The 23,400-nt window shown below is 51.8% G+C and carries 21 protein-coding genes; 7 read left to right on the forward strand and 14 right to left on the reverse strand.

The annotated features are described in order from the left end of the window. Positions 1–23: 23 nt before the first annotated feature. On the reverse strand, positions 24–1,526 hold the full coding sequence (proP, locus tag UC15_RS00845; RefSeq protein ID WP_112286704.1) for a glycine betaine/L-proline transporter ProP: 1,503 nt from the start codon (positions 1,524–1,526) through the stop codon (positions 24–26). Positions 1,527–1,809: 283 nt separating this feature from the next. Here proP and UC15_RS00850 point away from each other — a divergent pair, with 283 nt between their 5' ends. Further along, complete coding sequence (locus tag UC15_RS00850; RefSeq protein WP_112286677.1) at positions 1,810–2,991, forward strand: oligogalacturonate lyase family protein; 1,182 nt, start codon at positions 1,810–1,812, stop codon at positions 2,989–2,991. 3 nt (positions 2,992–2,994) lie between these two features. Next, a complete protein-coding gene (locus UC15_RS00855) occupies positions 2,995–3,315 on the forward strand; it encodes a cupin domain-containing protein (RefSeq protein WP_112286678.1) in 321 nt (106 codons plus the stop codon). A gap of 193 nt (positions 3,316–3,508) precedes the next feature. On the opposite strand, the gene UC15_RS00860 is transcribed toward UC15_RS00855, so the two are convergent. The 3 genes from UC15_RS00860 to UC15_RS00870 form a co-directional block, all read right to left on the reverse strand. Further along, positions 3,509–4,147, reverse strand: coding sequence for an RpiB/LacA/LacB family sugar-phosphate isomerase (locus UC15_RS00860; protein ID WP_112286679.1), 639 nt, complete (start codon positions 4,145–4,147; stop codon positions 3,509–3,511). A 68-nt stretch (positions 4,148–4,215) separates the two neighbouring features. Next, a complete protein-coding gene (kduD, locus tag UC15_RS00865) occupies positions 4,216–4,977 on the reverse strand; it encodes a 2-dehydro-3-deoxy-D-gluconate 5-dehydrogenase KduD (protein ID WP_112286680.1) in 762 nt (253 codons plus the stop codon). Between the two features lie 373 nt (positions 4,978–5,350). After that, on the reverse strand, positions 5,351–5,707 hold the full coding sequence (locus UC15_RS00870; protein WP_112286681.1) for a helix-turn-helix domain-containing protein: 357 nt from the start codon (positions 5,705–5,707) through the stop codon (positions 5,351–5,353). Positions 5,708–6,151: 444 nt separating this feature from the next. Here UC15_RS00870 and UC15_RS00875 point away from each other — a divergent pair, with 444 nt between their 5' ends. Next, on the forward strand, positions 6,152–7,288 hold the full coding sequence (locus UC15_RS00875) for an efflux RND transporter periplasmic adaptor subunit (protein ID WP_232829788.1): 1,137 nt from the start codon (positions 6,152–6,154) through the stop codon (positions 7,286–7,288). Positions 7,289–7,304: 16 nt separating this feature from the next. Then, a complete protein-coding gene (oqxB, locus tag UC15_RS00880) occupies positions 7,305–10,457 on the forward strand; it encodes a multidrug efflux RND transporter permease subunit OqxB (protein ID WP_112286682.1) in 3,153 nt (1,050 codons plus the stop codon). Between the two features lie 88 nt (positions 10,458–10,545). On the opposite strand, the gene UC15_RS00885 is transcribed toward oqxB, so the two are convergent. After that, positions 10,546–11,031 (reverse strand): Rrf2 family transcriptional regulator, encoded by a 486-nt coding sequence (locus UC15_RS00885; RefSeq protein ID WP_112286683.1) that lies wholly within the window; start codon positions 11,029–11,031, stop codon positions 10,546–10,548. Positions 11,032–11,416: 385 nt separating this feature from the next. Here UC15_RS00885 and UC15_RS00890 point away from each other — a divergent pair, with 385 nt between their 5' ends. Next, on the forward strand, positions 11,417–12,280 hold the full coding sequence (locus UC15_RS00890; protein WP_112286684.1) for a MurR/RpiR family transcriptional regulator: 864 nt from the start codon (positions 11,417–11,419) through the stop codon (positions 12,278–12,280). Between the two features lie 28 nt (positions 12,281–12,308). Here UC15_RS00890 and UC15_RS00895 read toward each other — a convergent pair whose 3' ends face one another. From UC15_RS00895 to UC15_RS00915, 5 genes are all read right to left on the reverse strand, one after another. Further along, positions 12,309–12,911, reverse strand: coding sequence for a 2-dehydro-3-deoxy-6-phosphogalactonate aldolase (locus UC15_RS00895; RefSeq protein ID WP_112286685.1), 603 nt, complete (start codon positions 12,909–12,911; stop codon positions 12,309–12,311). After that, a complete protein-coding gene (locus tag UC15_RS00900) occupies positions 12,898–13,761 on the reverse strand; it encodes a 2-dehydro-3-deoxygalactonokinase (protein ID WP_112286686.1) in 864 nt (287 codons plus the stop codon). The genes UC15_RS00895 and UC15_RS00900 overlap by 14 nt, the downstream gene beginning before the upstream one ends. Then, complete coding sequence (locus UC15_RS00905; protein ID WP_112286687.1) at positions 13,758–15,248, reverse strand: sodium:solute symporter family protein; 1,491 nt, start codon at positions 15,246–15,248, stop codon at positions 13,758–13,760. Before UC15_RS00905 ends, UC15_RS00900 begins: the two co-directional genes overlap by 4 nt. Before the next feature lie 152 nt (positions 15,249–15,400). Next, a complete protein-coding gene (locus UC15_RS00910) occupies positions 15,401–15,796 on the reverse strand; it encodes a RidA family protein (protein WP_112286688.1) in 396 nt (131 codons plus the stop codon). Positions 15,797–15,863: 67 nt separating this feature from the next. After that, a complete protein-coding gene (locus tag UC15_RS00915) occupies positions 15,864–17,294 on the reverse strand; it encodes an amidohydrolase family protein (protein WP_112286689.1) in 1,431 nt (476 codons plus the stop codon). A 201-nt stretch (positions 17,295–17,495) separates the two neighbouring features. On the opposite strand from UC15_RS00915, the gene UC15_RS00920 reads away from it, so the two are divergent. After that, on the forward strand, positions 17,496–18,716 hold the full coding sequence (locus tag UC15_RS00920; RefSeq protein WP_112286690.1) for an amino acid deaminase: 1,221 nt from the start codon (positions 17,496–17,498) through the stop codon (positions 18,714–18,716). A 337-nt stretch (positions 18,717–19,053) separates the two neighbouring features. Here the strand turns inward: UC15_RS00920 and ompC are convergent, their stop codons facing one another. From ompC to UC15_RS00935, 3 genes are all read right to left on the reverse strand, one after another. Then, on the reverse strand, positions 19,054–20,190 hold the full coding sequence (gene ompC, locus UC15_RS00925) for a porin OmpC (RefSeq protein ID WP_112286691.1): 1,137 nt from the start codon (positions 20,188–20,190) through the stop codon (positions 19,054–19,056). Positions 20,191–20,793: 603 nt separating this feature from the next. Further along, the gene (locus UC15_RS00930; protein WP_112286692.1) at positions 20,794–20,982 is read right to left on the reverse strand and encodes a hypothetical protein; all 189 of its coding nucleotides are present in this window, start codon (positions 20,980–20,982) and stop codon (positions 20,794–20,796) included. 159 nt (positions 20,983–21,141) lie between these two features. Continuing rightward, entirely contained in the window at positions 21,142–21,555 is a 414-nt protein-coding gene (locus UC15_RS00935; protein ID WP_112286693.1) for a hypothetical protein, read from the reverse strand. Positions 21,556–21,780: 225 nt separating this feature from the next. Between UC15_RS00935 and UC15_RS00940 the strand changes: the two genes are divergently transcribed. Then, positions 21,781–22,560 (forward strand): (S)-acetoin forming diacetyl reductase, encoded by a 780-nt coding sequence (locus UC15_RS00940; RefSeq protein WP_112286694.1) that lies wholly within the window; start codon positions 21,781–21,783, stop codon positions 22,558–22,560. A 79-nt stretch (positions 22,561–22,639) separates the two neighbouring features. On the opposite strand, the gene UC15_RS00945 is transcribed toward UC15_RS00940, so the two are convergent. Further along, positions 22,640–23,400 (reverse strand): helix-turn-helix domain-containing protein (locus UC15_RS00945; RefSeq protein ID WP_112286695.1); only part of this gene is annotated, 761 nt, incomplete at its 5' end.

The following is a 23,400-nucleotide window of genomic DNA, read 5'->3' on the forward strand; positions in this document are numbered from 1 at the left end:
TTTGAGATTACGCGGGATTATGATCAGTCAATATCAGGATGCTGCGCAATCAGGTTCTTTCTTTTAGCTTCAAGTTCAACAATCTGCGCGTCAATATCTTCGATTTTCTGTTCGATATTGTCGTGATGTTCCTGAAGGATTTCTTTCGCTTCTGCGCGATCCGACGCGGCTGGCGTCGCACCTTTCAGCGGACGGTTAGCGGTTTCTTTCATGAAGATACCGGTCACCAGGCCGATGATTGCCACCACCATCAGGTAGTAAGCAGGCATATACAAGTTGCCGGTGGCTTCGACCAGCCAGGCGGCGATGGTCGGTGTCAGACCGGCAATCAGCACGGAGATGTTGAAAGCGATCGCCAGCGCGCTGTAGCGGATGTGCGTCGGGAACATCGCCGGCAAGGTCGATGCCATGACGCCGATGAAGCAGTTCAGCAATACCGCGAGGATCAGAAGTCCGGCGAAAATCAGCCCGACAACACCGCTGTTAATCAGAATGAAGCACGGGATAGCCAGAATGAACAGACCCACGCTGCCGATCAGAACAAACGGCTTACGGCCAAAGCGGTCACTCAGCAAGCCCATGAACGGCTGTACAAACAGCATACCGACCATGATGGCGATGATAATCAGCACGCCGTGGTCTTCTGAGTAATGCAGGCTGTGAGACAGGTAGCTCGGCATGTACGTCAGCAACATGTAGTAAGTGACGTTAGTCGCAATCACCATCCCGACGCAGACGATCAGCGGTTTCCACTGCTTGGTCAGAATTTCACGGAAAGAGACTTTCGGCGGCTCTGCAATGTCCTTACGGGAATCGCTGTCGATTTTATCGACGTGCTGCTGGAACGTCGGGGTCTCTTCCAGTGCGTGACGCAGGTAGATACCGATCAGGCCAAGCGGTGCGGCGATGAAGAACGGAATACGCCAGCCCCATTCGAGGAAGTTGGTTTCACCGACAATGCTGGAAATCAATACCACCACGCCCGCGCCGAGGATAAAACCGGCGATAGAGCCGAAGTCCAGCCAGCTGCCGAGGAAGCCACGTTTTCTGTCAGGAGAATATTCGGCAACGAAAATCGCTGCGCCGGTGTATTCGCCCCCGACCGAGAAGCCTTGTGCCAGTTTAGCCAGTAACAGCAAAATCGGAGCCCAGATACCGATGGTGGCGTAACCGGGGATCAAACCGATACAGAAGGTACTCACCGACATGATAATGATGGTGACGGATAATACTTTCTGACGGCCAAACTTATCACCCAACGCACCAAAGAACAGGCCGCCCAGAGGCCTGACGAGGAACGGAACGGAGAAGGTAGCCAGTGCGGCAATCATCTGAATGCCCGGATCGGCGCCCGGGAAGAAGACCTGACCCAGTGCAAAAGCGACAAAGCCGTATACACCGAAGTCGAACCACTCCATCGCGTTACCTAACGCAGCTGCGGTGATCGCCTTCTTGAGCTTGGAATCGTCAATGATAGTAATGTCGTTGATTTGCATCGGTTTAACGCGTTTCTTTCTTAATCTAATCATGTACATCCCTTTTCTAAAATAACTTCACTGTGTAAAGCGTGAGGTATGTGTTCAGCACCCTTAATCTATTTTGGGTATCAATTGTTATTTACGAAACCATGACATTATAGAATGTTTTTTACAGAAGGGAAAAATGTGATCAATGTTGCATTTTCGGCAGCGACCGCCGCCAGTGTGCAACGGTAAGTGGTAATGTGTTTTCAATTTAATGAAATTGCATTTCAATTAATAAACAAAAGCCCACACACGGCTGATTTTATTGCCACTTATGAGGTGAATCATGGCTAAAGGTTCTCAGATTCAATTCAATTTTCACACGGTTCAGGACGCACAGACCGGCGCGCGCGTGACGCGTCTGACCCCGCCCGATGTGCTTTGCCATCGCAACTATTTCTATCAGAAATGCTTTACCCGTGACGGCGGCAAGCTGTTGTTTGCTGGTGAGTTTGAAGGTAACCGCAACTATTATCTGCTGGATCTGCAGACGCAAAAGGCGGTTCAGCTGACGGAAGGCAAAGGTGACAATACCTTCGGTGGCTTCCTGTCGCCAGACGATCAGTGTCTGTATTACGTGAAAAATGAGCGCAGTTTACAGTGCGTAAAACTGGACGAATTCAGCGAGAAAACAGTCTATACCGTGCCGGAAGATTGGGTCGGATACGGCACCTGGGTGGCGAACAGCGAATGCACCAGTCTGGTGGGCATTGAAATCAGTCGTAAAGACTGGACGCCGCTGTCTGACTGGAAAATCTTCCAGGAGTTTTATCATAGTAATCCCCGCTGCCGCCTGTTGCGTGTCGATCTCATCAACGGCAAGTCCCGCGTGATACATGAAAAGAATGAATGGCTCGGGCATCCGATTTATCGTCCCTTTGACGACCATACCGTCGCATTCTGTCATGAAGGGCCGCACGATCTGGTGGATGCCCGCATGTGGCTGGTGAATGAGGATGGCAGCAATGTGCGCAAGGTGAAGGAACATGCGCCGGGTGAAAGCTGTACGCACGAATTCTGGGTACCGGACGGCTCCGCGCTGATGTATGTGTCTTATCTGAAAGGCCAGCACGACCGCCATATCCGCCGTTTTGATCCGCAAACCGGCGAAGATATTTGCCTGATGACCATGCCTGCGTGTTCGCATCTGATGAGTAATGAAAACGGAACGCTGCTGGTCGGTGACGGTTCCGGCACGCCGGTTGATGTGAAAGATACCGCCAGCCATACGATTGAAAACGATCCATGGCTGTATATTTTCGACGCCCGTACCCGTCAGCATGCCCCGCTTGCCGCCCATAACAGTTCATGGCGTGTGCTGGATGGCGACCGTCAGGTGACGCATCCGCACCCTTCTTTCTCGCCAGACGATCGTCACGTGCTCTTTACCACCGATTACGAAGGCCTGCCGGCGCTGTATCTGGCAGAAATTCCGGATGCCCTGCTCAGCTCGTTAAGAAAGGACTAACCGATGTTTGTATTTAAAAAAGAGATCCCCTTACAGGATTTAGGTGACGGTGTAAGCCGTCGCGTTCTGGCACATAACGGCAGCATGATGGCCGTCGAAGTATATTTTGAGGAAGGCGCAGTCGGGCCGATGCATAACCATGTGCATGAGCAACTGACGTACGTGCTTTCCGGTCGCTTTAAATTCACTATCGGCGAGGAAACTCACGAAGTGAACGCGGGCGACACGTTATACAAAAAACCGTACATCATGCACGGCTGCGTGTGTCTGGAGAAAGGGGTGTTGTTAGATACCTTCACCCCCCAAAGAATGGATTTTCTGTAACCCGTCATCTTTTGAGCCGTCTCTGCGTTGGCTGCCTTGACTCACCCCGTCACTTACTTTAGTAAGCTCCCGGGGATTCGCTCAGTTGCCGCCTTGATACAACTCAAAATATTTAGGGTTAAACGAATAGAGCTGCATAAAAAACCGGTGCCACATGGGCACCGGTTTTTTTTGTCATCAAGAAAACGAAATCTTACGCGAGGATTTCACGCACGAAGGTTTCGATCTCTTTGTTCTGACAGTTCTCGAAGAAACATTTCTGGAAACGTTCACCGGTCACGGCGGTTTTCACCAGTTCCGGATCGATGGCACGCAGCGTATCGAGATAGTTTTCTTTCACTACCGCGGCTTTCACCTGGTTCAGAATACCGGCGTTGCGTACCTGAGGTTCTTTACGGTCAGCCGGATAACCCTGGCCTTTCTCGCCGGTAAAGGCTTTCTCGAAGATGAAACGCACGTTGAGTTCTGCGCCCCAGCCAAAACCTTTGGCGAATGGCAGTGACAATGCGTTGCCATTATTGATTTGCGCGAACAGGAAAGCATCTGCCGGATCAATACAGTAACCGCAGTTAACGCCCGGATGAATGTTCAGTGACATCAGCGCGCCCTGTCCGGTGCCGCAGCCAGCCACGACAAAATCAACCGCTTTGGAGTTGAGTAAAATGCTGGCCATGATGCCCAGATGGATGTAAGTCAGATGGTGATCCTGCTCATCAGACATGCCCACGTTGTACACCGGATATTCTTTCTCAGATGCCACTGCGTTCAGTTCTTTCAGGATAATCGCGTTTTTAGCGGCCTGACTGTTTTCCATCATCAATGCAATTTTCATGAGATTTCCTCTTTGGGCAGCGGTGTGACCCGCCGCTGTCGGTGATTATTGAGCAATAATTGGCGTAATTAACGAGCCAGCCAGCCGCCGTCAACGGCAATCGTGTAGCCATTAATATAGTCGGATGCCGGAGAAGACAGGAAAACAACCGGTCCCATCAGATCAGATGGCAAACCCCAGCGACCTGCAGGAATACGCCCCAGGATTTCTTCGCTTCGCGCTTCATCGGCACGAAGTTGCTGGGTGTTGTTGGTGGCCATGTAGCCCGGGGCAATGGCGTTCACATTGATATTGTGTTTCGCCCATTCGTTCGCCAGCAGACGGGTGACGCCCATCACGGCACTTTTCGATGCGGTGTAGGAAGGGACGCGGATGCCGCCCTGATAAGAAAGCATCGATGCAATGTTAATGATTTTGCCGCCGGAGCCCTGCGCGATGAATTGTTTTGCCACCGCCTGTGACATGAAGAAGACAGATTTGATGTTCAGGTTCATGACGTCATCCCAGTTCTTTTCGCTGAACTCAATGGCGTCTTCACGACGAATAATGCCGGCATTATTGACCAGAATGTCGATATGGCCCATTTCCGCCACCGCACGTTCAAGCAGCGCCGGGATCACTTTAGTATCGCTAAGATCGGCTGTCAGGCTCAGGAAACGACGCCCTGTCGCGCCGACACGTTCGATGGTTTCAGTAGGTTCGACAATATTGATGCCGACAATGTCACACCCTGCTTCAGCAAGGCCAATGGCCATACCTTGCCCCAAACCGGTATCACAGCCGGTGACGACCGCGACTTTTCCCTTCAGAGAAAAATTATCCAGAATCATGATGTTTCCTTTTCATAAAACGGAGGCGAATGCGCTTTTCCGTAGGATTTTTGGTTGTCGGGCTGTGCCCGGCTCCTGAGTCATGAAAGGAGTTTAACGAGAAAATTCACTCAACTCAACAAAATGAAACGTCATTTCAATTTAGCTGAACTTTGATGTCGTTTTTTGTTGGGTTGATCACGTCCTCAGAAATACCGCAGCGCGGATGCCTGATATATTCATCATAAAGTGAGGTGAAAATCACAGATAAGGGCGACGGAAAGCATGGTGGGGATAACTGAGAGATGATGATCTAAGAGATAAACAGAGTTCACTGCCCGGCAGGAAGCCGGGCCAGCGGTACACACTTACCGGGAGTAAGTGGAGAGAAGAATCAGTGCAGGCAGCCCTGACATTCCGCAGACATATTCAGACCGCGGCGCCAGTCACCAGGCGTCTGACCGAACTGACGTTTGAAGCTACGGGTGAAAGATTGTTGGGAGTCAAAACCCAGCGAAATCGCCACGCTGACAATCGGCTCACCGCTGCTGGCCAGCATATCAGCCGATTTCTTCAGTTTTTTCTCACGAATGAATTCGCCCATCGGTAACCCGGTGTGCTCTTTGAACATCCGCTGGAGATACCAGCGCGAATAGCCTGCACGTTTGGCAACGGTTTTAATATCCAGTCGCTCTTCCAGATTGTGATCGATCCAGTCGATCAGGTCGTGAATGAAATCCTCGGTTCTCATGGGCAATCTCCTGCTTATTTTTTTGTTTGTGCGCCCCGAGGGCGACTCGTCTTTTTATAAACTGACCTAGTTTTCGTTTAAATGCAAGTTTTACTATTGCATTTAATTTGCCATTACCGGATAGTCACTCACCCCGAAGTAAACATTCTGTAAAATAGCACAGAAAGTGTAACAGTAATTCTTGCACTTTAGTAGGCGCATCCCTACAATCCCCTCGAATCAATTGTATCAATATTTGATACATTATTGTGCTGATGAACGGCACAAGTCCCAAAAAAGTCAGATCAGGCAAAGGACGTTACCCGGCGGACAGGCCGTGTATTGCCTGGCAGCACTTACTCACTGGAAATAAAAATAATGATTAACCTGCAAAAATCACAGGTTGTTGCACGCGGCCGCTTCGATGGCTCGCATTTGACGTTGCGCCTTTCAGGGATCGCGCTGATGGTTGCCCTGCTTGCCGGGTGTGATAACAGCGTGGCACAAAATTCGGCTCCACCTGCCCCGCAGGTCAGTGCCGCAGATGTTTTGATTAAATCTATCAGCCAGTGGGATGCGTTTAACGGACGCGTGGAAGCGGTACAAAGTGTGCAACTGCGCCCTCGGGTGTCCGGTTACATCGATAAGGTGAATTATCAGGAAGGTCAGGAAGTGAAAAAAGGTCAGGTGTTATTCACCATTGATGACCGCACTTACCGCGCTGCACAGGAACAGGCTCAGGCAGAACTGGTCCGTGCGCGTAATCAGGCCGGTCTGGCGAGAAGTGAATCGGCGCGTACCGAAGCGCTGATGGGCACCCAGGCGGTATCAAAAGAAATCGCCGAGCAGCGCCGTTCCGCAGCCTCTCAGGCGCAGTCAGATGTGCTGGCCGCTCAGGCACAGCTGGATATGGCGCAGCTTAATCTTGATTTCACCCGCGTAACTTCCCCCATTGATGGCCGCGCCAGCCGCGCGATGATCACTTCAGGAAATCTGGTGACCGCCGGAGACAGCGCCAGTGTGCTGACCACGCTGGTTTCGCTCGATACCGTTTATGTCTATTTCGACGTAGATGAAGGCACTTTCCTGCGTTATCAGGCGCTGGCCCGCGACGGTAAATTCAATGACAACCCGCAAAATCGTCTGCCCGTTCACGTGGGCTTAGTCGGTGAAGACGGTTATCCGCATCAGGGTGTGGTGGATTTCACCGATAACCAGCTCAATTCCGGCACCGGCACCATCCGTATGCGTGCCCTGCTCGATAACCGCGACCGTACTTTTACGCCGGGATTATTTGCCCGCGTTCAGATGCCGGGCAGCGCGCAGTTCAGCGCCATGCTGGTGGATGATAAAGCCGTGCTGACCGATCAGGACCGCAAGTTTGTGTATGTGGTCGATAAAGACGGTAAAGCCCAGCGTCGCGATGTGGAAGTCGGCAGGATGTCCGGCGGATTGCGGATTGTGCAAAAAGGTCTGGAAGCCGGTGATCGCGTCATCATTGATGGCGTGCAAAAAGTCTTTATGCCGGGAATGCCGGTGAATGCCAAAACCGTCAGCATGGCCGCCAATGTTGCCGCGCCTTCCCCTGCTGCCGTTCAATAAAAGAGAATCCTGACTCATGGACTTTTCCCGTTTTTTCATCGACCGGCCTATTTTTGCGGCTGTTTTGTCGATTTTGATTTTGGTCACCGGGGCTATTGCGATCCCTTTGCTGCCGGTCAGTGAATATCCTAACGTCGTGCCGCCAAGCGTGCAGGTACGCGCCGAATATCCGGGTGCCAACCCGAAAGTGATTGCTGAAACCGTGGCGACGCCGCTGGAAGAAGCCATTAACGGCGTGGAAAACATGGTGTACATGAAATCTGTCGCTGGTTCGGATGGCGTGCTGGTCACGACCGTCACTTTCCGTCCGGGTACCGATCCGGATCAGGCGCAGGTTCAGGTGCAAAACCGTGTGGCGCAGGCGGAAGCGCGTCTGCCGGAAGATGTACGCCGTCAGGGGGTGACCACTCAGAAACAATCGCCAACGTTAACGCTGGTGGTGCATCTGGTGTCACCTTCCGGCAAATATGATTCTCTGTATCTGAGCAACTATGCCACGCTGAAAGTGAAAGATGAGCTGGCGCGGTTGCCGGGTGTCGGGCAGATCCAGATTTTTGGTGCGGGTGAATATGCCATGCGCGTCTGGCTGGATCCGAACAAAGTTGCGGCCCGTGGCCTGACGGCTTCTGATGTGGTGAAAGCCATGCAGGAGCAGAACGTGCAGGTTTCAGCCGGTCAGCTTGGTGCAGAGCCGATGCCAAAAGACAGCGATTATCTGCTGTCCATTAATGCGCAGGGACGGCTTAAAGACGAAGACGAGTTCGGCAAAATCATCCTGAAAAGTGGTGATAATGGTGAAATTGTTCGTCTGCGGGATGTCGCGCGTATCGAAATGGGTTCCGGCAGTTATGCGCTTCGTTCCCAATTGAATAATAAAGATGCCGTGGGTATTGGTATCTTCCAGTCGCCGGGGGCTAACGCCATTGATTTGTCGGATGCGGTGCGTGCCAAGATGACTGAACTGTCGACCCGCTTCCCGGAGGGCATGACCTGGCGTGCGCCGTACGACCCGACGGTGTTTGTGCGTGATTCGATCAGTGCCGTTGTTCATACGCTGCTCGAAGCCGTGGTACTGGTAGTGCTGGTGGTTATCCTGTTCCTGCAAACCTGGCGTGCGTCGATCATTCCGTTACTGGCAGTGCCGATTTCAGTCATCGGGACATTCAGTATTCTGTATTTACTGGGATTCTCGCTCAATACGTTAAGCCTGTTCGGGCTGGTACTGGCGATAGGGATAGTCGTTGATGACGCCATTGTGGTGGTGGAAAACGTCGAGCGAAATATCGAGGAAGGACTCGCCCCGAGAGAGGCCGCGCATCAGGCAATGCGGGAAGTTTCCGGGCCGATCATTGCGATTGCGCTGGTGCTGTGTGCGGTGTTTGTGCCGATGGCGTTTCTGTCCGGCGTAACCGGTCAGTTCTACAAGCAGTTTGCAGTGACTATCGCGATTTCTACCGTGATTTCCGCCATTAACTCGCTGACGCTCTCCCCCGCGCTGGCTGCACTGTTGCTCAAACCGCATGGCGCGCCGAAAGACTTGCCTTCTCGTTTGATCGACCGTCTGTTCGGCTGGATTTTCCGTCCGTTCAACCGTTTCTTTAATGCCAGTTCTCATCGTTATCAGAGTGCGGTGTCGAAAACGCTCGGCCGTCGTGGTGCTGTATTTGGTGTTTATGTTCTGCTGTTATGCGGCGCGGCATTTATGTTCAAAGCGGTGCCGGGCGGCTTTATTCCGACGCAGGATAAACTGTATCTGATCGCCGGTGTGAAGATGCCTGAAGGGGCGTCGCTTTCCCGTACTGATGCGGTGATCCGCAAAATCAGTGCCATGGGACTGAGTACCGACGGGGTGATTGATGCGGTCGCTTTCCCGGGACTGAATGCGTTGCAGTTCACCAATACGCCAAATACCGGCACGGTGTTCTTCGCCCTTAAACCCCTGAGCGAACGTACCCGCACGGCGGCAGAGATCAACGCGGAAATTAATGCCAAAATCTCGCAGATTCAGGAAGGATTTGCCTTCTCGATTATGCCACCGCCAATTCTCGGATTGGGTCAGGGTTCGGGTTATTCCCTGTATGTGCAGGATCGTGCAGGGCTAGGCTACGGTGCGTTGCAGACGGCGATCAATACCATGTCTGGTGCCATTATGCAGACGCCTGGCATGGGTTATCCGATTTCCTCTTATCAGGCTAACGTGCCTCAACTGGATGCGCATATCGACCGCGATAAGGCCAAAGCTCAGGGCGTGTCCCTTGATGACCTGTTCAGTACGTTGCAGGTTTATCTCGGGTCGTCGTATATCAATGACTTCAACCGTTTTGGTCGTACCTGGAAAGTCATGGCGCAGGCCGATGGCCAGTTCCGTGACAGCGTGGAAGATATCGCCAATTTGCGCACACGTAACGATAAAGGCGAGATGGTGCCGATTGGCAGCATGCTGAATATCACCACCACGTACGGGCCTGATCCGGTTATCCGCTATAACGGTTACCCGGCGGCAGACCTGATTGGCGATGCTGATCCGCGCGTGCTGTCTTCTGCGCAGGCGATGACGGAGCTGACTGCAATGTCTAAAAATCTGCTGCCGAACGGGATGAATATCGAATGGACTGACCTGAGTTATCAGCAATCGACACAAGGTAACGCGGCGCTGATCGTATTCCCGATGTCGGTATTGCTGGCGTTCCTGGTGCTGGCGGCCTTGTATGAAAGCTGGACGCTGCCGCTGGCGGTCATTCTGATTGTTCCGATGACCATGCTGTCTGCGCTGTTCGGCGTCTGGCTGACCGGTGGCGATAACAACGTGTTCGTGCAGGTCGGGCTGGTGGTGCTGATGGGACTTGCCTGTAAAAACGCGATTCTTATCGTTGAATTTGCCCGCGAGCTGGAAATGCAGGGTAAAGGGATTATTGAATCGGCTCTGGAAGCATGTCGTCTTCGTCTGCGACCTATCGTGATGACATCAATTGCGTTTATCGCGGGGACCATACCGCTGATCCTGGGACACGGCGCCGGCGCGGAAGTACGCGGAGTGACGGGGATTACCGTGTTCTCCGGTATGCTGGGCGTAACGCTGTTCGGGCTGTTCCTGACGCCTGTATTCTATGTGGCCCTGCGTAAGCTGGTGACGCGTAAGAAAGTCGTCGTGGAAACACAAACTGCCTGATCTGAAAATCAGAATGCAAAAAGCCGGGAGAATATCCCGGCTTTTTTTATGTGCTTTTTTAAGGTTTCCCGGAAGGAAACGTTGAACGCTATTTAGAGCAGACCGAACCTTCTGAGTATTCAGCAGCTAAGTCCTTGGTGCATTTGTATTTGCCACCACGCTCGAATTCCGCCAGAGCATCTGCGACCGTGTGGCGCTCCAGAACCTGGAAGGAAGCTTCTTCTGCTTCGTTAACGATATTTTTGAAATACGTACAAGCATTGGCGCTGACAACACAACGGGCAGGAACGTCAGGACGTGCGGCCCACAGACGCTTATCTTCTATCACCGCGCAATAAATATCACGAAGTGTGATTTCTTCTGCCGGACGACCCAAGGTGATCGAGCCGGTGCGACCGAGGGTGGAAACAATAATGCCGTGCTGCGTCAGCGGCACCATCAGTTTGCGGATAAAACTGGAGTTGGCTTCCAGACCCGTTGCTAAAATCGCACTGGTGCACCGCTGTTCAGCCTTTTGGGACTGAGCGATACAAAACACCATCTGCATAGCTGTCGGAAAGCGATAATCTAACATGTCATTGTCCTGAGAAACCAAGTCTTAGGTTAAGCACCCTATCACAGAGGAATTACCCTGTCCGTGATCTGGTCAATAATATAACAAAAAGACACGCCGTTGTACACGCGATTTATCAATACATTTCAATCATGTAGGGCACAAATCGCTTAATAAACAGCCCCGTCAAAATCCCCTTTTCACCTCTTTAAATTCAAGCGCTTGTAAGAAAATCCAGTAGGATCAGGCAAGCATTTGTGGAGTTTTTAGACGAATACAGCACGCGATACTTAACCAAAATATAACACGACGTTCATCACACCCCTTTCTGGCAGCCGCCATACTCCTGTATGCATATTTATGGTACAAAGTATCGGCTATTCACTTACCCATTCAGAGACGCGCAATGGCCTTCTCCATCGACATTATTTCCTGCATCACCGACCGCTTTGTGGAACTTACCGCGACGGAAAAGCGTATCGCACAATTTATTCTGGATGACGTGCAGTTCGCCTCCACGCTGCCGATTGCAGAAATGGCGCATCTTACCGGGACAAGCCAGGCGTCGGTCACCCGCTTTGCCCGCGCTATCGGCTGCAAAGACGTGCGTGAACTGAAAGTAAAACTCGCGCAGTCACTGGCGGTAGGTCAGCGTTTTATTCTGGACGTGCCGGATCTGGACGGCGTTCAGGGGATCTACGAAACAATCATTAATGTGCTGGACATCAACCGGCGCGCGCTTAACCCGGATTCACTCAAAAAAGTGGTCGGATGGCTCAGTAATGCCCGGCAAATTCTGGCGATTGGGATGGGCGGTGGCTCTACGATTTGCGCTCAGGAAGTCCAGTACCGCCTGTTCCGCCTTGGCCTGCCGGTGGTGAGCCAGAGCGATGGCCTGCTGGTGCGCATGATGTGCTCAGCCGTTGCGCCAAACGACGTGGTACTTGCGCTCTCGCTGGGAGGTTACACGCCGGAAATCATTGAGAGTGTGGCGATAGCCCGGCAGTACGGGGCCAAAGTCATCGCCATCACCACGCAGGATTCACCCCTGGCGGCCAATGCCGACATCGTTCTGCCGCTGATCGTGCGGGAAAATGACTACATTTTTAAGCCAAGTACCTCACGCTACGCCATGCTGGCGATGATCGATGTGCTGGCCACCGAACTGGCGATGGCCAACAAAACACAGGCAAAAGACCGTCTGAGACGCATTAAGCTTGCGCTGGACGGGCACCGGGGCGGCGTGGACCGCCAGCCGTTAGGGGATTAGGAAGAGATGACGTGCGCTTCGCGGGTTTTTAACTCCGCCATGCTGCCACAAACCGCCGTGCCTGAAGGCGGGTGGTTTCGACATCCTGACCGGCACGGTACAGATCGCCGCCGAGCCCTGCCCCGGCACAACCGGCACGTAAATATTCCGCCAGATTATCCGGCGTGACGCCTCCCACCGCCAGTACCGGGACTTCCGGCGGTAACACCGCCTTAAGGGAGGAAATGTACGCCGGACCGAATGCCGCCGAGGGGAAAATCTTCAGCCATTGTGCCCCGGCTTCCAGCGCGGTAAACGCTTCGGTAGCGGTGGCGCAACCGGCACAAACCCACATTCCGGCATCGACAGCCCGACGGATCACCTTGGGCTGCGTATTCGGCGTCACCACCAGCTTTGCCCCGATATTCGCCAGAAAATCGACCTGTTCAACCTTCAGCACCGTTCCCGCTCCGATGCACGCCGAGTCGCCGTAACGCGTGACCATTTCAGCGATACTTTTCTGCCAGTCCGGCGAGTTCAGCGGGATCTCAATGTAACGGAAGCCCTCTTCAATCAGTGCGCCGACATGATCACTGGTCTCGTGAGGATAAATGCCGCGTAAAATCGCGACCAAAAGTTTAGCGTCGTGCATCAAGAATGCTCCTTATTCCCTGCTGGAAAGCGGTGTCACCCGCAATTTCATTCACCGTTATGCCCGCCTGTTCACAGGCCAGCCAGTAACGACGACAAAGCGACTCACTACCGACCAGAGTGACCTTACTGACGGATAATTCACTGCGCATTGCCACCACTTCCGCACCTATCAGCAACCCGGACAACCAGTCGCCGACCGAACCCGGAGCCAGTTCGCCAAGCACCCGCCGCGCACGCGCTTCAAACAGCCTGTTCACTAATGCAGGCGATTCCAGCCCGCGTTGCAGGCCAGCCTGAAACGCCCGGTTATCATCTTGCTGTGCCGGCAAGCCTCTGCCAATCAGGGAATGCTGCATCAGCAGGTGATACAGTTCGCCCGTCATCGCCGTGGTGAACCCGCTGACTGCCCCCTCTGCCACCTGCACCCATTTGCTGTGCGTACCGGGCATAACGTAACAGGTGTCAGGGGCCAGCTGCATCGCGCCGAGCAACTGCGTTTCTTCACCGCGCATGACGTTGTGTGGCGTATTCAGGCCCGGCACAATCCAGACCAGCGGCGCGACCTCAAAAAGTTGCGCGCTCAGTGTTTGTAACGACACCGGGCAAGCCAGATAAGGCACCGTTTGCCAGCCTGCATCGCTGCCGACCATACCGGCCATTACCACGGGAAGAGTTTTTTTACCGCGCCACGGCTGGATATATTGCGCGAACACGTCACGGGCGGTTTGATCCACCAGCCGGCTGATGCCGTAAGGCAGTTGCAGGCTATCCGCGCACTGCCCGTTCAGGTATAACCAGGCGCGCAGATGCGATGATCCCCAGTCAACGGCAATATAATCCCCGCTCATCGTGCGCTCCCGGTGGCGCGTTTGCCCAACGGCACCGGTACCGGCTCAGGCTGGCTTTCGCGTTCGCGGGTGATCATCTCCAGTGCCTCTTCGCGGCTCATTTTGCTGGCCGGCGTTACCAGCGTCACGACCAGCGCGCAGCCCAGACTTATCAACACAGACGGCACCACCGGGTTACCCCAGAAACTCATCCAGCTGTCGTTTACCAGCATCGCCAGTGAGGTCACGGCGCCGCCAATCAGCGCAGCCATCGCGCCCTGCCAGTTAAAACGTATCCAGAATCGCCCTAGTATTGAGCAGATAAACAGGCCGGACATGATCATCGAAATCATTTTGGTGATGTAGCTGATGATGTCGTTGGAGGTCAGCGCGAAGATCAGCGCCAGCCCGATCACCAGCACAAGGGAAATACGCGACATGCGGATCGCCTTTTCTGGTGCAGGCATATGACCAGTGATCAGAGTGTAAAGGTCACGCAGCATGATAGAGACGGCGGCAATCGCGTCAGAACTGCCCGAAGACATATTGGCTGACATTCCCGCAATCAGCACCGCCATTCCCAGCACCGGTGGCAAAACTTGGGTGGCGAACAGGAAGGCAAAGCCGCTGTTTGCCAGTGAAGGATTCATCGTGTAAGCGGCCATACCAATGATCGCGGGCAGGAAGGAGAAGCCCAGATAGAGCAAACCGGTGATCACAAAGGATTTACGCACCGTGCCCACGTTTTTGGCGGAATAAATACGCTGGCGGTAGGAAGGCGTGGCCAGTACCCCGACGCCAATTACCATTGCCAGAGAAAAAGCAGGCAGGATGCCGAGTTTATCCACTCCAAACAGGCTTTGCTTTGCCGGATCGACGGCCTGCTGGATATGGCTCCACCCGCCAACGTGATGTACCGCCAGCGCTGCCATCAGGATAAAACCGATAAACAGAATTAACGACTGCACGGTATCAATCCATACCACTGCGGAATATCCACCAATACCGACGTAAACCACAAAAGCTGCTGCAATAATAATTTTCGCCGTATTAATATCAATTCCGCTTGCCCATGACAGATATAAACCACCACCAAGAATATGCGCCCCCAGCCAGCCAATAGATGCAATAAAGATTAATATTGCCACGACATTTTTAATTATTTTATTGCCGCCAGTGTAATAAGAGATCTCTTCGCTCATGGTCATAAAACGCATTTTACGCACCGGCGCAAACAACCAGGCCAGCAGCAGAATACCTACCGCACCGCCCAGACCATACAGCATGCCCGCCCAGCCGTTGGTATAACCGAAGCCTACCGCGCCGACGCTCGACCCCGTACCGACCATCGTGCCTACGGTGGATCCCAGCGTTAAAATTAAGGGTAATGAACGTCCGCCTAATAAAAAGTCATCGCCATTTTTCTGATTACGTGACACATACCAGCCCAGTGTAATCATGGCGCATGCATATATTGCAAACCAAATAAGAAAAGAATAATTATTCATGGCTCACTTCCAGATTAATTAAGTTGCAATGGCTCCCTGAAAAAAGACAAAGGAAGCCCGTTGGCACGTTCGTAGCGCACCTGAATTATTTATGAATATTTTTTTAATAAGCCGGATGCACGCAGAGGGCATCCGGCCTGCTCACGGAATAATTACTTCACGCGTTCAGCGTTATAACAGGTCAGATCCACTTCTACTTTGCAATCCACCACCAGATCCGCAACGCAGCAGACGCGGGCCGGAGGATGGGCGGAAAAAAACTCGCTGAACACTTTGTTAAAGGACTGGAAATAACGCGCGTCGGTCAGGAACACCTTCACATGCACCACATCCGCCAGGGTGTAGCCTGCGCTCTCCATGATGTCCACGCAGTTTTGGATAGCCAGCCGCGACTGCTCGATAATGCCCCCTTCCACCACTTCGCCATCTTTCATCGGTGTTTGCCCGGAAACATAAAGCCAGCCGCCCGCCTCTACGGCCTTGGCAAACGGCAGTGGCTGCCCGCCCGTTCCCGTACTCCCGCCCACTCCGTAACGTTTAATACTCATCATTGCTCCTTATGCATACGTATAAATGCGTGCTCAGGGGACAGCGTCTGGCTCTCCCCGCAAAATTCTACCGGCGTAAAAAACGCCCGGCGCGACCGATAACCTTTTTATCCAGGCCATAACTCATTACGCCGTTGACCAGCACAGCTTCGATACCCGCCGCAGGCTGCTGGGGATCGCTAAAACTGGCCACATCGCGCACGGTTTGCGGGTCGAACATCACCAGATCGGCGAAATAGCCCTGTCTGACCAGCCCGCGTTCAGCAAGCTGGAAACGTGCCGCGGACATACCCGTCATCTTATGAACCGCCACCGTCAGCGGGAAAATTTTCTCGTCGCGGCTGTAATGGCCAAGCACCCGGGGAAATGCGCCCCACAGACGCGGATGCGGCATCGGGTCGTTTGGCAGTCCGTCGGAACCCACCATCGTGACCGGATAACTCAGCACGCGCCGGACATCGCGCTCGTCCATGTTGTAGTAAATGGCTCCGGCGGGCATCAGTAATTTTCCAGCTTCGTGAAGTGACATCGACCAGCTTTGCGCAATCTGCTGTAACGACTGTCCGGCCACTTCCGGATGCGGCTCTGACCAGGTGATGACTATTTCAAACTCGTCGGTGATTTGTTTGAGATCCAGCGTAGAAGAGCTGGCCGAATACGGGTAGCAATCGCAGGAGACATCCTGCGTTTCGCGAACTTTATCGAACAGCTTCAGTGTTTCCACCGTACGGCCCCAGTTCTTCGCTCCGGCACATTTGTGGTGGGACACCACCACCGGCACGTTGCCGTGACGACCAATGCGAAACGCCTCGTCGAGTGCCTCCAGAATCGGCTCAAACTCGGAACGCAAATGGGTGGTATAAATGCCCTTCTGTGCCGCGAGTTCCTCTGCCAGCGCCATCACTTCTTCCGTCGAAGAGTGAAATGCCGAAGCATAAGCCAGGCCGGTGCTCAGCCCCAACGCGCCCTGCTGCAACGCCAGTCTAAGCTCTGCGCGCATCCCGTTGATTTCTTCTGCCGTCGCGGTGCGTAACAGGTCATCCATATGGTTATTACGCAATGCCGTGTGGCCGATAAGCGTACCGACGTTAATCGCCGGTCTCGCCTGCTCAACGGCCTGAGCGTAAGCACTCACCGTCGGGTAGATAAAATGCTTTGCCTCACCGAGTAAATTCATCGGGTCTGGCACGTGGCCTTTGATGGTCGCCGTGGCTGCACTGATACCGCAGTTGCCAACAATCACCGTAGTAATGCCCTGGCTGATCTTAGGCAGATACTCCGGCAGCCGGATCACATTGATGTCGTCGTGTGTATGCACGTCAATAAATCCCGGCGCCAGCACGCGGCCGGTACCGTCGATTTCATGCACAGCCTGACCACGGATTGCCGGTGCAATTTCAGCGATACGGTCGCCCTGCACTGCAACATCGGCGCGGTATTGTTCCCCTCCGCTGCCATCAATGACCGTAACGTTTCTGAACAGATAATCAAACTTCATACGTTCCTGCCCTTCATAGTGTTCTGGGTTAAATTTAACCATTTACAAGGATGGAAAACAGTGGAAGACTACACAAAACACACATACTTACCTGATACTTTTATTCATAAAATTGCTTAATTAAAATAAAAATACCTATTTTTCATTAAGTTAATATTGATATTTATAATGAAAGATTAAAAAAATGAAAGGAACTATGTTATGAAATACCAAGAAGGTAACCTCGTTCCGCACAAGTCAGCGCTTCTGGTTTCCCCAGCCAACGTGCTGAATGAAGACGTCTGCCTGCCCGCCGCTGTGATCAAAAAATCCGCTCTGGAAAATAACATTGAGTGGATGCAACGCTATGCCGATACCCGTGGCGTATCGCTGGCACCTCATGGCAAAACCACTATGACGCCATGGATTTTTCAGCAACAGCAGCGTGCTGGCGCCTGGGCCGTTGGCGTGGGCAGCGCCTGGCAGGCCAGTATCGCGATGGTAAGCGGCATGAAGCGGGTTTTGATGGTTAACCAGCTGGTGGGCAAAGCGAATATGCAGCTGATTTCTGCGCTCAAAAATGAATATCAGGACGTCGATTACCTCTGCTGCGTTGACAGCCTTGCCAATGCCAAAACCCTTTCGGCATTTTTCAGTTCGCAGAACCAGCAGCTGGATATTTTGATCGAGCTGGGCGTACCCGGCGGGCGCTGCGGCTGCCGTACCACCGCGCAGGCCCTGTTGCTGGCAGAAGAGATTTCAGGCTTGCCGGGCTTACATTTACGCGGCCTCGAACTTTACGAAGGAGTGCTGCACGGTGAAAATCCGCAGCCCAAAGTGGAAGCGTTGTTACGCGATGCCGCAGGCCTTGCCTGCCAGCTTGATCGCTATGTCGAAGGGGAGTTTATCCTCACGGGCGCAGGATCAGTCTGGTATGACGTAGTGTGTAACGTCTGGCTGGAAGCACAAAAACCGGCAAACTGCCGCGTGGTGATTCGCCCCGGCTGCTATATCACCCACGACGCAGGCATTTATCAGCAGGCACAAGACGACCTGATGGCCCGCGACCGTGTGGCCTGTGATTTGGGTGGTGATTTGATTTCAGCGCTGGAACTGGTTGCAATGGTGCAATCGGTGCCGGAAAGTGGCCGTGCGATTGTGAACTTCGGCAAGCGCGACAGCGCCTTCGACGCAGGTCTGCCGCAGCCCGTGGCGCATTACCGTCAGGGTAAAGCACTTCCGTTGACGGCAAAAAGCATCAAAACCACAGGTATTATGGACCAGCACGCGATGCTGGAACTGGCTCCTGAGGCCGACGTGCAGGTGGAGGATATTCTGGTATTCAGCACCTCTCACCCCTGTCTGACCTTCGACAAATGGAAAGCGCTGCTGCTGGTCGATGAGAATTACAACGTGCTGGAGACACTGGAGACCGCATTCTGACGGGAGGCCAGGTTGCTAATCTGTTATTTTATGGGCAGTATCGCTGAAGCTTACGTAACCAGTCACTGGCACACATTCATTCTTAAGGCTCCTGAAGAAGCGCTCCATTGGGCTTCTGGTTATTCCTGGGCTTTGCCTATAACAAGCTGACTGCCTCGAGTGAAAAGGATTGCGCGTATAAAGGGGAAACAGAAGAGTGTTTTTACGATTAAACTTATCAATATAATATTAACAAACTGTTCATGAAAATCAGTAATGCCAAAAAAAGCCCATCCTAAGATAGGCTTTTAATATTGATATTTGCGATTTAAATCACAGCTATATTAAATCACGAGCATCAGAACTGGTATACCAGGCCGACTGCTACGATATCATCGGTAGAAATACCGGCTGCTTTGTAGAAGTCATCATCGTTATCCAGCAGGTTGATTTTATAATCAACATACGTAGACATGTTTTTGTTGAAATAATAAGACGTGCCGATTTCAACATATTTAACCAGGTCTTTATCATTCCAGTCTGAGTTCAGATGAATATCTGAGTTCAGATCCTTGCCTTTGGATTGCAGGTAAGCAATAGAAGGACGCAGACCGAAATCGAACTGGTATTGTGCCGTCACTTCAAAGTTCTGAGTTTTGTTTGCAATCGTATCATCACGATCACCGTAACCCGTCATGTTACGGGTTTCGGAATACATAGTAGCCAGATAGAGACCATTAGCATCGTATTTCAGACCTGCAGTCCATACGTCCGCTTTATCGCCGTCTGCTGTTGTAAGATTTACCTGATCGTTAGTACGGTCTGAAGAGGCATAAGCTGCCGCTGCACTCACACCCATGCCGAAATCATAGGAAGTAGAAATACCGAAGCCATCGCCATTTTGCTGACGCATGGACCGACCACCACGGTTATTGGTGCCTTCTCCTGTGATATCACCGTCGTTTGCGCCCTGATATTGCAGTGCAAAGTCCCAGCCTTTCACTTCGCCGAAGAAATCGGTGTTACGGTAGGTTGCCACGCCATTGGTACGACCTACCATGAAGTTGTCTGCAGTGGTGTAAGTATCGCCACCAAACTCAGGCAGCATATCAGTCCAGGATTCAACGTCGTATACGACACCGTAGTTACGACCATAGTCAAAGGAACCATACTCACCAAATTTTAGACCCGCGAATCCCAGACGGGTCGCATTACCTGATGTTCCGGTACTGCCTTCAGAATTATCGGCCTGAATGTTGTATTCCCACTGGCCGTAACCAGTCAGCAGATCATTGATTTGTGTTTCACCTTTAAAACCGACACGGACATAAGTCTGATCGCCGTCTGCGCCAGCATCGTCAGAAAAATAATGCAAACCATCAACTTTACCGTACAGATCTAATTTGTTGCCTTCGTTGTTATAGATTTCTGCTGAATGAGCTGCGCCTGCAACCAGTAATGCCGGGATAATAATCGCCAATGCTTTTAATTTCATGATGTCATTCCTTTATCATTTAATTGAATACTTGAATTTATTATATATACATTATCAATGAGTCTAAGCTCGTGTTAATACTACCTACAGAGTTCCGTTGCTCAGTAGATAAATTATCTCTTTTGGTTTTATTATTTATTGCTAATTATTTCATTAGGCTGTTTTGATATATTCCGTGAATGTATGTATTAAAATACATGCCAAATTTATATTTATATTAAGGCAATGTAGTGTGATAATTTAATTTACGAGTTCCGGCATCATCACTGGAATTCGATTTACCCTTCCTTGGTTTTAACTTAATAGAACGCGCCGTGTCCCCCTTAGCGGCTTTACAATTTACCCCGCCTGACTGCGGGGTTTTTTTGCATAAAAAAACCCATAACCGGCGAAAGTTATGGGCTCAACAATTGAGAGAGAACTAAAATTTCTACGACGAGGTCAGAGAGACTTTCCACAACAACCTTCATAACGGAGGCTGACACTGTGCCAGGCACAAGGGCAACACCGGTTATTAAGGGTACAACAAGCACTATCAGGAGAAACTCAGGTTAATCGCACAGCTCGTTCCAGTAGCTGAAGCGCATTAAAAGTATATAGCGGTCAGGGGCGGCGAAACCAGGCCGGATCACTGTTCCCCACATCAATACCATACAGACAACCGGTTGCCAGAAAACTTTCCAGCAGACGCGACGTGTCCTGCGCCATTTCTTCAGTCTGGTGGCGCGGCTTACGTTGAGTAATGCGCTGCCATAAGGAGCGGTGTTCAGCAGTTTGAGCGATCGTTGACATAAAGGCCTCCGGTTATTCACGGCTTTCTGTTTAAAGCTTTTATGCAACAAGCTTTACAGACTCGTAGCAGACAGTATCTTCTGCTGGAATGACCTCAGTTAACCTTTTTCTGCCTGCAAACAGAACCAACGATTTATGCTTTCTTTATGAAGTTTTGGACTATAACTTCCCGAGCCAGACACCCTCGCAGAACAACTTCGCACACCCCAGACTGTTCTGATGACGCGTTTGCGGATCCCCTGGAGTTTGTGCCAGTTGCACCAGAATGCCGGTAAAGCATTGTGCCATCAGCACGGCGGAAATATCCTCACGAAACAGCTTATGCTCCTGACTGATCGCAAGATTTTCAGCCATCAGTTCACACAATAATCTTTGCGTTTCCCCTGCCTGAGGAGGTAACAAAAAGGCCTGTTGGGTGCGTGCATCATCTTCTGCAAAAAAGTTAAGCAGTTTCCGAAAACTTAACGCCATCCGGTCAAGCACCTGATTCTCCGCAACCTGTGGGGCAATTTGTAGCGTGCGTACAAGCGTGGTCAGACGCTCGCGAAAAGCAATAACATCGGTATGGCTCATTTCTCTATCCCTGGCATTTCTCATTTCAGTGCGTTTCTGGGGTATTTACGTAAATGTACTTTGCTACCTATTTGAATTCTATAAGTTAATGACCGTGGCTAACAATTGCACATCCCTGCACTCAGGCGTAAACCAGTAAGTAGCTCACGTAAGGCGATCGGGTCGGTCAAACCGTGCCTTGCGCGCAGCACCTGAAAAGATACCGAATACATAGAGGATAGTGGTATGTCTAAAAATGGAAAAGTGGCTTTAGTAACAGGTGGTGGTCAGGGGATTGGCCGGGCAATTGCGCTGCGTCTGGCGAAGGATGGTTTTGCCGTCGCTGTCGTGGATTATAACGCAGACACGGCGAAAAAAGTCGCTGAGGAAATCAACCATGCTGGTGGCAATGCGGTTGCCCTGCTTGCCGATGTGTCAGACCGCGAACAAGTTTTTGCTGCGGTAGAGGCTGCGACGAAACAACTTGGTGGATTCGACGTTATCGTCAATAACGCCGGTATTGCACCGACAACCCTCATCGAAGACATCACGCCTGAAATTGTAGACAAAGTTTATAATATCAATGTGAAAGGTGTGATTTGGGGGATTCAGGCGGCGGTGAAAGCGTTCAAAGCTGCCGGGCATGGCGGTAAAATCATCAATGCTTGTTCGCAGGCCGGACATGTAGGCAATCCTGAACTGGCGATTTACAGCTCGAGTAAATTTGCGGTACGGGGCCTTACGCAAACTGCTGCGCGCGATCTGGCATATCTGGGGATTACCGTGAATGCGTACTGTCCGGGGATCGTCAAAACACCGATGTGGGAAGAAATTGACCGTCAGGTTTCTGCTGCTGCAGGAAAACCGGCGGGTTATGGTACGCAGGAGTTTGCAAAAAACATCACGCTCAAACGTCTATCAGAACCTGAAGATGTGGCTGCCTGTGTTTCATATCTTGCTGGCCCGGATTCAGATTATATGACCGGTCAGTCACTGCTGATTGACGGCGGTATGGTCTTTAACTGATCCCCTTCCCGCCTGCCCAGCCTCTCGTTTCGGGAGGCTTTTTTTAAGTATAACGCTTCCCTGTCCCCTGCAAACCCGCTCAGAGCTGTGCCAGCGGAATGTAGTATTCGCAGGTCACGCCGTTCAATGCGGATTCTCGTGAATACTTTTCAAGGTCGGGCTGCATGATGAACTCCAGACCCAGCGTCGGTAAAAATACTGAATACAGATACAGGATAAAGTCATTCAACCGGCTGAGATCGTAAGGATAATTGATCTTCAAATAACGGCTGGCCGGAATCAGGATGGCGTGGCTGTCACTGAGTTTGACCTGATGCGCTACGGTGTATTCCATCTGCAGGGCATTGGCGACTTCGTCGTGAGTATCAGGGCGGCAATCTGAAAGTCCCCAAACTGGTGCCAGCAGGGATTCCGGCGTTTCCAGATAGCGCAGTAATTCGGCACGATGAACGTGGTTTTTACTGTTGAACAAAGCCTCGATCGGATACGAATGCACGACGGTTTCCCCTTCGAACGCCATTTCTGGCAAATCGACAATCTCATATTTCGGTTGAGGAAACTCATCGACGGTCAGCGGTGCGGTGATCCCGTTCATTGTCCATGACGCATTGCGGCGGTACATCCCCGGTGTTTCTGCAAAGTTCTTTTTAAATGAACGGGTGAATGTTTGCTGCGAGTCATAAGAGTAATACAACGAAATATCGAGGATCGGCATATTGGTAAGACGTAACGCGATCGCCGCCATGGTCAGACGGCGGTCACGGATGTATTTGCCCAGTGCGTAACCCGTTTTACTTTTAAACAAACGCTGAAGATACCACGGAGAATAGCCTGTTTTTT

The organism is Rahnella sp. AN3-3W3, assembly GCF_003263545.1.
Classification (GTDB): domain Bacteria; phylum Pseudomonadota; class Gammaproteobacteria; order Enterobacterales; family Enterobacteriaceae; genus Rahnella; species Rahnella variigena.